Here is a 9,543-nt window from a genome sequence, read left to right on the forward strand (position 1 = left end):
TTCAGCGGCGCTGTGGCAAGGCGCTCCTGCCGTGCCGCCGCATGCAGGTCTGCAGGTCGTTGGAGGTGTACTCCAGGTGGCGGCGCAAGGCCTCCACCGCCCCCTCCTGGTCCCCCTCCGCTATGAGTTGAAGGAGCCTGCGGTGCTGGCGCTCCGATTCCTCCCTCATGCTGGCGAGGTGCATCCTTATGTTCCTGTCGGTGTTCTGCCGGAAGCGGGCCAGGACGGACATTATGAGGGGCCTCTCGGCGGGTTCGTAGAGCAGGTTGTGGAACCGTTCGTTAAGATCCCTCCAGGCGATGCAGTCCTCAACCCTTTCCATCCTGTCTAGGACCCCCTCCGCCTCCTCCAGGACGCTGCGGGTTATCCTTGGGAACGCCAAATTCAGAAGGTGGGTCTCCAGCTGGCACACCATCTCGTAGAGCTCCCTCGCCTCCTCCACCGAAAGGGAGGTAACGTAGGCCCCCTTGTGCCCCCGGAAGGCCACCAGCCCTTCGCTCTCCAATATGCGAAGGGCTTCCCTTAAGGGTATGGGGCTTACCCCCATCATGAGGGCCAGCTGGGCCTGGTGAAGCTGGTGCCCCTCTGGGAGCATGCCCCGGTAAATGGCCTCCCTCAGGACCGACGCTATGAGGTACGGGGCCGCCAGGTCCCCCTCCCTTCGCTCCGCCAGCTCCTTGAGCTCTTTAAGATCGGTCAACTCGATTCCCTCCCGGAAACTATATTCCAACGGCCACAACTTATCACGCTCAGGAACATGATTATATCCCTTTGACGGCGGTTGCTGGTTTAATCATACTCGAAAGGAATAGATCCCAAGGGGAGGGATGTCAAGTGGGACCGCTGGATTTCATAACCCAAGAGCTTAAGGAGATGAAGGACGCGGGGCTTTACGGCACCATAAGGACGTTGGAGAGCCCCCAGGGGCCCTGGGTGACCATCGAGGGTCGGAAGGTGTTGAACCTCTGTTCCAACAACTACCTGGGGCTTTGCAACCACCCGAGGCTCGTCCAGAAGGTGAAGGAGTACGTGGACGCCTACGGGGTGGGTCCCGGGGCGGTGAGGACCATCGCGGGAACCATGAGCATCCACCTGGAGTTCGAGCGCCGCATGGCGGCCTTCAAGGGCGCCGAGGACGCCATGCTGCTGCAGTCCGGGTTCTGCGCCAACCTGGCGGTGATACCCACCCTGGTGCCCTCGGAGGAGGACATAATATACAGCGACGAGCTCAACCACGCCTCCATCATAGATGCCTGCCGGCTGTCCAAGGCCAAGGTGTACCGCTACGCCCACTCGGACGTGAAGGACCTGGAGCGGGTGCTGGAGGAGACTAAGGGGCAGGGCAGGCGGAAGCTGCTGGTCACCGACGGTGTATTCTCCATGGACGGGGACATAGCCCCCCTGCCCGCCATAAGGGAGCTTTGCGACCGGTACGGGGTGATCCTGGTGGTGGACGACGCCCACGGGGAGGGCGTTTTGGGCCGCGCCGGGCGGGGCATAGTGGACCACTTCCACCTGCACGGCCTGGTGGACGTTGAGGTGGGGACCCTGTCAAAGGCCTTCGGCGTCATGGGAGGGGTCATAGCAGGCAAGAAGGAGCTCATAGAGTACCTGCGGCAGAAGGCCCGGCCGAACCTCTTCAGCAGCGCCCTCACGGTGCCCGACGTGGCGGCCAACATGGCGGCGTTGGAGATCCTGGAGGAGAGCGGGGAGCTGGTGGAGAGGCTGTGGAGCAACGGCAGCTTCCTGAAGAAGCATCTCAAGGAGGCGGGCTTCGACACCGGCAACAGCGAGACCCCGATAACGCCGGTGATGCTCGGGGAGGCCCATACCGCCAAGGAGTTCAGCCGCCGGCTCTTCGAGAAGGGGGTCTTCGCCACCGCCATCGTGTACCCCACGGTTCCAAAGGGGAAGGCCAGGATAAGGGCCATGGTATCCGCGGCCCATTCGGAGGAGGACCTCATGTTCGCCGTTGACCGGTTCGCCGAGACCGCCAGAGAGATGGGGGTGCTCTAGGATGAAGCGGATACTGGTCACCGGAGCGGGTGGACAGATAGGGTCCGAGCTGGTGCCTTATCTTTGGGGGATATACGGGGCATCCAACGTCTTGGCCACCGATGTGAAGGCCCCGGAGGGCCCCCTTGCGGAGGGTGGGCCCTTCGACCTGCTGGACGTGCGGGACGGCAAGCGGGCCTCGGAGCTCATCAGGAGCTTCAAGGCCGACTCGGTTCTGCACCTGGCGGGGATCCTGTCCGCCAAGGGAGAGGAGAACCCCAACTTCGCGTGGGACATAAACGTTAACGGCACCGTGGCCATGCTGGAGGCCGCCAGGGAGAACCAGTGCGCCTTCTTCTTCCCCAGCTCCATCGCCGCCTTCGGCCCCTCCACCCCCAGGGTGAACACCCCCCAGGATACGATCCAGCGGCCCACCACGGTTTACGGCATCGCCAAGGCCAGCATGGAGATGCTGTGCGACTACTATCACGCCAAGTTCGGCCTGGACACCCGGGGGCTTAGGTTCCCGGGGCTCATAAGCTACGTGACGCCTCCAGGCGGCGGCACCACCGACTACGCGGTCCACATCTACTACGACGCCATAACCAAGGGCAGCTACACCAGCTTCATCGCCAAGGGGACCTATATGGACATGATGTACATGCCCGATGCCCTCCAGGCGGTGGTGCAGCTCATGGAGGCGGACCCCTCGAAGCTCAAGCACCGCAACGCCTTCAACATATCCGCCATGAGCTTCGACCCGGAGGAGATCGCCGAATCCATAAGGAAGTTCATCCCGTCGTTCAGGCTGGACTACCAGGTGGACCCCTTAAGGCAGTCCATCGCGGAGTCCTGGCCGGACAGCCTGGACTGTTCCGCCGCAAGGGAGGAATGGGGATTCAACCCCAAGTACGGCCTGGACGAGATGACCAAGGACATGCTGGAGAAGCTCCGGGAGAAGCTCAACGCCCGGTAGGTAATCCAAAGGATCACGTGGGAGGGCCGGACCATCCGGCCCTCCAGTCTTACCCCCGGAGGGGCTAGAGGGGCCTTACCAGCCTACCAAGGTCCACCCTCTTCCTCATCATGCGGTTCCGTATGAGGAAGTTCTGGGTCTTCTCCAGCTCCTTAAGGTCCTCGGGCCTCACGGAGGGATCGAAGTCGTAGAGGGACATCATGCTTATAACGTCCCCCTGGGAAAGCCCGGTCTCCTGGGCGGTGAGCTCCACCGCCCTTAGACGGTCCTGCTTCATGAGCTGCAGGGCCTCACGATGGGCCCTCATGAAGGCCCTCACGGCCTCGGGATGTTCCGCAAGGAAGCGCCCGGACATGGCTATGACGGTTATGCCGTCCACCAACCCCCTTCCGTCGGTGAGCACCCTAGCCCCCCTCTGGGTCGCCAGCCTCACCGCGGGGCCCGCCGCAAGGGCGGCGTCCACGGCACCGCTCGACAGGGCCGCCACCGCCTCCGGTATTCCCATGGGGACGAACTGCACGTCCGAGAGCTCAAGCCCCTCCCTCTCCAGGGCGGCGGACAAGAGCTGATGAAGCACCGTCCCCTTGGGCCCCGCCACCTTCCGCCCCTTAAGGTCCTTCACGTCCCTTATGGGGGAGTCCTTCTTCACCAGGATGGTGAACGCCCTGGGGGCCCTGGAGTATATGCCCACGATCTTAAGGTCCACCCCCTCGGAGGCGGCGAGCAGCGCCGAAGTGCCCCCAAGACAGTGGGCCACCTGAACGGAGCCCGCCGCCATCGCCCGGGTCTGGTCCGGGCCTGCGGTTATCTCCGGGTACTCCACCTTGAGCTTTAACGCCTCCATGGCGCGATCGATGATGCCAAGCTTCCTCTCGATTATGGACGGCACGTTGAGGGGGGCTTTGACGTAAGTCACTCCAACCGTGTAAGACCCCTCAGCGAAGGCCCCTCCCCCAATGCAGAGGAACGCCAAAACGAGTAAGATCCCAACCACCGTTCTCCCATTGCTCAGTCGGATCAAAACGACCACCTCCATTTGTTCTTTCCCCCGGCGGTGCCCAAGGAACCTGGCGGGCAAGGAGGCACAACATATCATCCCCCTATCATGTTCAACACCCTCCGCCTCAAGAGGACCACCTCCGGGAGGTCCAAGCCCCGGGGCCTTGGGAGGGGGACATCCAGAACCCCCTCAAGCCCGCCTTCCCGCAGAACCGCCACCCGATCCGCCAGGAAAACCGCCTCGTCCACGTCATGGGTAACCATAACAAAGGTCTTTTTCATGTTCAACAGTATTTCCTGAAGCTTTAACTGCAGCTCCCGGCGGGTGAAGTAGTCCAAAGCTCCCAAGGGCTCGTCCATCAGCACCACCTCCGGGTGGAAGGCCAAGGCCCTGGCCAGCGCGGCCCTCTGGGCCATGCCGCCTGAAAGCTCCTTGGGCTTGGCGCCGGCGAACCGGGAGAGTCCCACCATCTCAAGGCTCTCCATGGCCCTGATGGAGGCCTCCCGGCGGGGCATCGTGCCCTCCAAGGGGAACGCCACGTTTTGAAGCACCGTAAGCCACGGGAAAAGCCGGTGCTCCTGGAAGACCATCCCCACCGGATGTCTGGGACACCCCTGGGACGCGGGGCGCAGCAGCACCTCTCCCCGGTCGGGGATCTCAAGGCCCCCCATTATGCGCAGCATGGTGGTCTTCCCGCTCCCGGATGCCCCCACCACCGCCACGAAGGATCCCCTGGGCACCGTGAGACTCACCCCCTTAAGGGCCTCCACCCTCATCTTCCCGGCCCGGAAGGTCTTGAAGACCCCACGCAACTCCAATACCACGTCATCAGGATTCATCCGCTTCCTCCAAATATCCCAGCCTGCCCAGGAGGGCGGTGAAGACCCTGTCGGTGAGCCCCCCTATGAGGCCCAGGACCACCACCCCCGCCAGTATAACGTCGGTCCTGAGCATGGCCTGGGCATCGTTTATGAGGTACCCAAGCCCCGAGGAGGCGGCCACCAGCTCCGCCCCGATGAGGGACCTCCAGCCATATCCAAGCCCCAGTCTAAGCCCCGCCATTATGGGGCCCATGGCGCAGGGCAGCACTATGCGGGTCACTATCCTAAAGTCCGAGACCCCGAAGGCCTTTCCCACCTCTACCAGCCGTTTGTCCGCCCCGGCCACTCCGTGGACGGTGCTGAGGAACACCGGGAAGAACGAGGCGGCCACTATCACCGCCACCTTCGAGGCCTCCCCTATCCCCAACCAGAGGATGAACAGGGGGAGCACCGCCAGGGGGGGGATGTGGCGCATGAACTCCAGCAGGGGCCCCAAGCACGCCCTAAGCCCCCTGGAAAGCCCCAGGAGCGTACCAAGCATAACCCCCGCCAGGGAGGACACCAGGAAACCTTGGAGCACCCGGTAAAGGCTCACGAAGACGTGTCTTGGGAGCTCCCCGGAGCCCAGGAGGGACAAAAGGGTTTTAAAGACCTCTGTGGGGGACGGCAGGAGGAAGCTTCCGATGCCCCCCAGGGAGGACGCGGCATACCAAATGACCAAGGGAAGGGCGGCGGAGACTAAAAGCCCCCCAATGGGGCCTGGGGGCCAGGGGCGGTGCTTACGCATCCACTTCCTCCTCCCTTGGGACATAGGGCCATGCGCTCCTCAGGGAGTCAAGGGTGTACAGGGCCACCGCCGCCACTATGGCACCGAAGCTCACCGCCCTGCCGAAGGAGACCTTCTCATGGTACATGAGAACCCCTATGAGGAATGACATGCTGGGGGAGAGATACTGAACCAGCCCCATGGTGACGAGGTTTATCCTGCTGGCCCCCATGGCAAAGAGCCACAGGGGAAGGGAGGTGACCAGGCCGGAGCCCACCATCAGCATCACCCCCCCCACGCCTCCCCGGAGGCCTAGGTTTGGAATCCCCGAAAGGTACAGCAGGGCCGGGAAGGACAGGATGGCGGTCTCGAGGAACAGCCCCGTGAGGGGGTCCAGGGGGCAGAGCTTCTTGGCGAGCCCATAAAGGGTGAAGGAGACTGCGAGCCCCAGGGCCGCAAGGGGTAGGGAACCGTATCGTACCAGCTCGAACAGCACCCCCAGAGCCGCCAGCCCGAGCGCGGCCCCCTTGAGGGGGCTTACGCGGTCCTTGAAGAAGAGCAGGCCCACCGAAACGTTAAGAAGCGGCAGTATGAAGTATCCGAGGCTTGTCTCAAGGATCCGGCCGGAGTTGACGGACCATATGTATATGAGCCAGTTGCATCCCACCGCGGCGCCGGTGAGCGAGAGAACCGCGAGCAGCTTAGGCGACCTTAGGGCCCGCAGCAGGGGCTCCCTCCGGCCCAGAACCACTAGGGGCAGCAGCAGCGCCGAGGACCATACTATCCGGTGGCACAGTATGACCATGGGGGGCACGTCAACCAGGGCCTTCCAATATACGGGCAACACCCCCCAGAGGAAGTAAGCCCCCAGGGCGTAAGCCAGCCCCCGGCGCACCTCCCTAGGGGAGCTGGGTTTTTCAGGGTGAATGGCCATAAGCGGGTTCTCCTTTCGTGTATCATCCTAGGGAATGATACACCTTAAGCGGAACGGAGGAGGATGGAAATGTCCCTTCCTGAAGGGGGCCTTGCCCTGGTGACCGGCGCCACCAGCGGCATAGGTCTCGCGTACGCAAGGCGGCTTGCGGCGATGGGATACGGGTTGATAATGACCGGCCGGAGGATGGAGATTCTTGAGCGTAAGGCCCGGGAGATCGAGGCGGAGTACCGGGTGTCCGCCGTCCCGATGATGGCGGAGCTCTCCAGGGAGGAGGGGATAGCCGTCCTGGAGGAGACGGTCCGAGGGGAAAGGCCCCGCTTCCTGGTGAACAACGCGGGCTTCGGGCTCAGGGAGCGCTTCGCGGACACTCCCAGGGAGCTGTGGGAGGCCTTGATATGGGTTCACGTGATGGCCCCCTTGAGGCTAACCCAGGCGGCCTTAAGGGTGATGCAGGAGGACGGGGGCGGCGTGGTGGTCAACGTGTCCTCCGAAGCGGCCTTCATACCGGTGCGGCGCAACTCGGTGTACGCGGGGGCGAAGGCGTTTTTGCTTCGATGGACCGAGTCGGTGGCCCTGGAGATGATGGGATCCGGCGTGAGGCTCCAGGCCCTGTGTCCCGGCATGACAAGGTCGGACTTCCACCCCAGGATGGGGAGCGAAGGGGCCTCCCTTTCAAGGAGCCGGCTGATCCCCTGGATGACCCCCGAGGAGGTGGTGGAGGAATCCATAAGGGATCTCAAGCGGGGTAAGGTCATCTGCGTGCCCAAGCTGGCCGGCAAGGCAAGGACGCTGGGGATACCCCTGGTCCCCCAGCGGCTCCGGCTTAGGTGCCTCAACTGGTTCTACCGGGCCTCTTCGGGGGCTGATTCTTGCAATACAAAAAACTAAAATCGTTCTCAAACAGCCCTCCGATTTCCCCGAGCTCTGCTATAATTTTCCGCGAACTGTTACCTAAATATCAAACAAATTAAAAATATAGGGGGTTTTTGTGATGTCCATAAGGAGGAAGCTGTTCCTTTTGGCCCTTGGTGCTGCGGCGCTAATGGCATTGATGGTGGCGGTGGTGGCCTTCAACAGCTACCGGGTGCTGAACCAACAGGTGAACGAGACGGGGTTGGAGACCATAAAGGACCGGGCGGAGCAGATAGACCTGTACTTCGACCGGCTCGCCGCCGTAGCACAGACCGCAGCCCAGGCGGCGGCCCATGAGATCGAGAAGGGCTCCAGCACCGACGACGCTTTGGAGCCCCTGATGATGCGTATTTTCAGCAGGGTATCAAAGGATCCCAACATCTTCGAGGTTTACGTAGGGTTTGAGTCCGACGGGAGGCTCGCCAGCGGCGTGGGGTGGAAGGAGCCCGGGGATTACGATGCAAGGAAGCGGGACTGGTATGTAGGGGCCCTGGCGGCGGGTAAGACCACCCTCTCGGCCCCCTACGTGGATGCTGGGACCGGGGACCTTCTAATCACCGTTTCCACCCCGGTGAAGGGGAGCGACGGCCGGCTTCTGGGTGTTGCGGCGGTGGACGTGAAGCTCAACAGCCTGTCCGACCAGGTGACCCAGTACAAGATAATGGGCAGGGGGCTTGGGCTTTTGACCACCGAGGACGGGGTGTTCCTGGCGAACCCCAAGAAGGAGATGATCATGAAGGAGAACATCTCCAAGCCCAGCTCCCTGGTCAGCGAGGAGTACGCCCGGGCGGGGCAGGTGATACTGTCAACTAAGCCCGGGGGCTTCGTGGACTACAAGTTCCTGGGAGCGGGCCGGAGGAACTTCTTCTACCACTCCCGGTGGGGTTTCGTGGTGTGCGTGGTGTTCCCCACCGCGGACCTCAACCGGATGGTCATGTCCGTGGCGCTGAAGCAGCTTGTCCTTGGGCTCTTCACCCTCCTTGGGCTGGTGGGCATGCTGTGGTGGCTGTGCCGGGGGATAATAACCCCCATAGACCGGATAAGCCGGGCCATAGGGCGCCTTGGGGAGCTGGACTTGAGGAGGGGGGAGGACGAGGAGTGGCTCCGGAAGGAGGCGGGAAGCGACACCGAGATAGGGCACATGGCGAGGTCCATGATGCACCTTTTGGATAACCTGAGGCACACCATAGGGGAGATCCGCCGGGAGTCGGACCGGGCGGCGTCGTCGGCGGAGAATTTGGCGGCCCTGTCGGAGGAGCAGGTGGCGTCGGTGGAGGAGGTAAAGGCGTCGGTGGACCGGGTGTCGTCGCTGATGCAGGAGAACTCCGCGGCGCTGCAGGAGACCAACGCGGGGATAGAGGAAGTGTCCAGCGGCGCCCAGCAGGCGGCGAACTCCGCCACGGAGGGAGCGGAGGCCACGAGCCAGATGTCGGTTCTTTCCGAGAGGGCCATAGGTCAGGTGGAGGAGGTGGTGAGGGCCATAACCGCCCTGGGATCCGAGTCCGAGAGGACCTATGAGAGGATCCGGAAGGTGGCGGAGTCCGTGAGCTCCATATCCGGTTTTGTGAGCACCATAAGGTCCATAGCGGACCAGACGAACCTTTTGGCGCTGAACGCGGCGATAGAGGCGGCCAGGGCAGGCGAGGCGGGCCGGGGCTTTGCGGTGGTGGCGGAGGAGGTGCGCAAGCTTGCGGAGGAGTCCGGGATGGCGGCGAAGGAGGTTGAGGACCTCATAGGGCCGCTGCAGGCGAACACCGAGGAGTCCCTGAGGGCCACGGAGCAGTCGAAGAGGTCCATGGAGGAGACGGTGCGCCGGGCCCACGATTCGTCGGAGGGATTAAGGCGTGTGCTTGAGCACATAAAGACGGTGAACGACGTGATGCAGAACATAGCGGCCACGTCGGAGGAGCAGGCGGCGGCGGCGCAGGAGATAGCCCGTGGGATAGACAGCGCCACCCAGGGCACGTTAGAGACCACCAGCGCGGTGGAGCTCATAAAGAGCTCCAGCGAGGAGACCGCCAGGGCCAGCGAGGCGGTGGCCCAGGAGGCCCAGGCCTTGAGCCAGACCGCGGAGAAGCTGGAGACCCTGGTGGCCAAGTTCAAGCACGACCAAGGGGAGACGCTGGCCATCAAGGG

9 protein-coding genes are annotated in these 9,543 nt (G+C 63.0%); 4 read left to right on the forward strand and 5 right to left on the reverse strand.

Annotated elements, in window-relative coordinates:
- Nucleotide 1: 1 nt before the first annotated feature.
- Nucleotides 2-700, reverse strand: coding sequence for a GntR family transcriptional regulator (locus tag THEVEDRAFT_RS08155; protein ID WP_006584251.1), 699 nt, complete (start codon nucleotides 698-700; stop codon nucleotides 2-4).
- A gap of 134 nt (nucleotides 701-834) precedes the next feature.
- On the opposite strand from THEVEDRAFT_RS08155, the gene THEVEDRAFT_RS08160 reads away from it, so the two are divergent.
- Together THEVEDRAFT_RS08160 and THEVEDRAFT_RS08165 are read left to right on the forward strand one after the other, a co-directional pair.
- Nucleotides 835-2,016, forward strand: coding sequence for a glycine C-acetyltransferase (locus THEVEDRAFT_RS08160; RefSeq protein ID WP_006584252.1), 1,182 nt, complete (start codon nucleotides 835-837; stop codon nucleotides 2,014-2,016).
- Between the two features lies 1 nt (nucleotide 2,017).
- Entirely contained in the window at nucleotides 2,018-2,971 is a 954-nt protein-coding gene (locus tag THEVEDRAFT_RS08165) for an NAD-dependent epimerase/dehydratase family protein (protein ID WP_006584253.1), read from the forward strand.
- Between the two features lie 64 nt (nucleotides 2,972-3,035).
- Here THEVEDRAFT_RS08165 and THEVEDRAFT_RS08170 read toward each other — a convergent pair whose 3' ends face one another.
- From THEVEDRAFT_RS08170 to rarD, 4 genes are read right to left on the reverse strand one after another with little or no spacing between them, the layout of a single operon-like run.
- Nucleotides 3,036-4,007, reverse strand: coding sequence for an NrtA/SsuA/CpmA family ABC transporter substrate-binding protein (locus THEVEDRAFT_RS08170; RefSeq protein ID WP_156787146.1), 972 nt, complete (start codon nucleotides 4,005-4,007; stop codon nucleotides 3,036-3,038).
- Between the two features lie 56 nt (nucleotides 4,008-4,063).
- Nucleotides 4,064-4,810 (reverse strand): ABC transporter ATP-binding protein, encoded by a 747-nt coding sequence (locus THEVEDRAFT_RS08175; RefSeq protein ID WP_006584255.1) that lies wholly within the window; start codon nucleotides 4,808-4,810, stop codon nucleotides 4,064-4,066.
- The gene (locus THEVEDRAFT_RS08180; protein WP_006584256.1) at nucleotides 4,800-5,579 is read right to left on the reverse strand and encodes an ABC transporter permease; all 780 of its coding nucleotides are present in this window, start codon (nucleotides 5,577-5,579) and stop codon (nucleotides 4,800-4,802) included. The genes THEVEDRAFT_RS08175 and THEVEDRAFT_RS08180 overlap by 11 nt, the downstream gene beginning before the upstream one ends.
- Nucleotides 5,572-6,492 (reverse strand): EamA family transporter RarD, encoded by a 921-nt coding sequence (gene rarD / locus THEVEDRAFT_RS08185; RefSeq protein WP_006584257.1) that lies wholly within the window; start codon nucleotides 6,490-6,492, stop codon nucleotides 5,572-5,574. Before rarD ends, THEVEDRAFT_RS08180 begins: the two co-directional genes overlap by 8 nt.
- A gap of 69 nt (nucleotides 6,493-6,561) precedes the next feature.
- Here rarD and THEVEDRAFT_RS08190 point away from each other — a divergent pair, with 69 nt between their 5' ends.
- Together THEVEDRAFT_RS08190 and THEVEDRAFT_RS10175 are read left to right on the forward strand one after the other, a co-directional pair.
- Nucleotides 6,562-7,383, forward strand: coding sequence for an SDR family NAD(P)-dependent oxidoreductase (locus tag THEVEDRAFT_RS08190; protein ID WP_006584258.1), 822 nt, complete (start codon nucleotides 6,562-6,564; stop codon nucleotides 7,381-7,383).
- A 103-nt stretch (nucleotides 7,384-7,486) separates the two neighbouring features.
- Nucleotides 7,487-9,543 (forward strand): methyl-accepting chemotaxis protein (locus THEVEDRAFT_RS10175; protein WP_006582896.1); only part of this gene is annotated, 2,057 nt, incomplete at its 3' end.

The sequence above is a fragment of the Thermanaerovibrio velox DSM 12556 genome (assembly GCF_000237825.1).
GTDB lineage: Bacteria > Synergistota > Synergistia > Synergistales > Synergistaceae > Thermanaerovibrio > Thermanaerovibrio velox.

What these genes read in the sequence shown, in the direction of transcription:
- THEVEDRAFT_RS08165 (WP_006584253.1), top strand. Translation starts at nt 2,018, where the DNA reads ATGAAGCGGATACTGGTCACCGGAGCGGGTGGACAGATAGGGTCCGAG.
- THEVEDRAFT_RS08170 (WP_156787146.1), bottom strand. Translation starts at nt 4,007, where the DNA reads ATGGAGGTGGTCGTTTTGATCCGACTGAGCAATGGGAGAACGGTGGTT.
- THEVEDRAFT_RS08175 (WP_006584255.1), bottom strand. Translation starts at nt 4,810, where the DNA reads ATGAATCCTGATGACGTGGTATTGGAGTTGCGTGGGGTCTTCAAGACC.
- rarD (WP_006584257.1), bottom strand. Translation starts at nt 6,492, where the DNA reads ATGGCCATTCACCCTGAAAAACCCAGCTCCCCTAGGGAGGTGCGCCGG.
- THEVEDRAFT_RS08190 (WP_006584258.1), top strand. Translation starts at nt 6,562, where the DNA reads ATGTCCCTTCCTGAAGGGGGCCTTGCCCTGGTGACCGGCGCCACCAGC.
- THEVEDRAFT_RS08180 (WP_006584256.1), bottom strand. Translation starts at nt 5,579, where the DNA reads ATGCGTAAGCACCGCCCCTGGCCCCCAGGCCCCATTGGGGGGCTTTTA.